At 42.5% G+C, this 1,319-nt stretch carries 1 protein-coding gene; it reads left to right on the top strand.

Annotated features, from left to right (window positions below):
- Positions 1-15: 15 nt before the first annotated feature.
- A partial coding sequence (tnpC, locus tag D1Z90_RS20605; protein WP_198419282.1) for an IS66 family transposase occupies positions 16-1,319 on the top strand: 1,304 nt, incomplete at its 3' end.

The raw sequence follows: 1,319 nt of genomic DNA, 5'->3' as shown, positions 1-1,319 counted from the left end.
TTTTTATGGAATAAGTTGGCAGAACTTGAAGACAGACTAAATCAAAATAGTCGAAATTCTTCTGTGCCGTCATCACAACAGCCTTTGCATAACAAAGCCAAGAATACTTCGCCTAATCGGAAGAAATCTGGAAAAAAGCAAGGAGCTCAACCAGGTCATAAAGGCCATCGCCGACTGCTTCATCCTATTGAAGACAGTGCCTCGGTTGAGCAATACTTACCAAATAAGGCATGCCACTGCGGTGGTTGTGTCATTCCAAATCGAAAACCCTATAAACGACATCAAATCTTCGATTTGCCTGATATTTCGTGCACATTGGTTGAACATCAAGTCTTCAAAGGTGAATGCTCATGGTGTGGTGATAGGCATCAAGCTGAGCTTCCAGAATATGTTCCTGAAGCTCAGATGGGACCAAATCTACACAGCTTTATTGCAATCCAAGCAACACAGCATCATCAAAGCATAGGAAAAATACAATCGATGCTGAAAGATGTCTTTCAGTTGAACTTTTCTACCGGTGCGATATCAGCGGCTCAAGGGCGAGTAACTGAATATTTAGCGGATACTCATAAGCAAATCCATGAAACAGTTAAAGCGTCAGAATTGATTATGGCTGATGAAACCTCACATCAACGCAATAATGATAAATACTGGATGTGGGCAGCACTGAGTAATGACGTTGCCTTTTTCCAAATCAACAGTGGTAGAAGTCAACACGCGGCTAAACGACTGCTTGGTGAGACAGTTTCACACCTTTTAGTCACTGACCAATACTCAGCTTACAAATATATTGATGAATCTAAGCGCCAGTTATGTTGGGCTCATATCTTAAGAAACGTTATCGCTATCGAGGAGAGCGTTTGCCCCGAAAACCAAAAAATCGGAGAAAAACTCGCATTAATCGCTCATAGCGTATTCAGGTGCCACCATCGATATATTGAGAATGAGATTTCCGGAAATCAATATTATCGACGACTCAGGCGATTAAGAAAGAGTTGGCTTCATGGGCTCAAAGTGGGCAGTTATCAATGTTCAAAACGATATCGAGGTCGGTGCCGTAATCTCATCGCAGATGATGCTATGGTTTGGCGCTTTATGGATGACTCCGAATGTCCGTTAACGAACAATGCTGCAGAACGGGTTCTTCGTAATTATATACTGATGAGAAAGTGCTGTTACGTAATGCGTTCATATCGAGGAGACCTGTTTCGTGAACGGATGTTCTCACTCATCGAGACAGCGAAACTTCAGCAGCTTTCTGCCTATAGCTGGCTGCGTGAAATTGTTGAGCATCATATGCTCAAAGTGGATTATCAGAC

This window comes from Motilimonas pumila, assembly GCF_003596335.1.
GTDB classification, from domain to species: domain Bacteria; phylum Pseudomonadota; class Gammaproteobacteria; order Enterobacterales; family CBDFNC01; genus Motilimonas; species Motilimonas pumila.
Note: the sequence above shows the minus strand (reverse complement) of the source record. Positions and strands in the feature narration are given on the sequence as shown.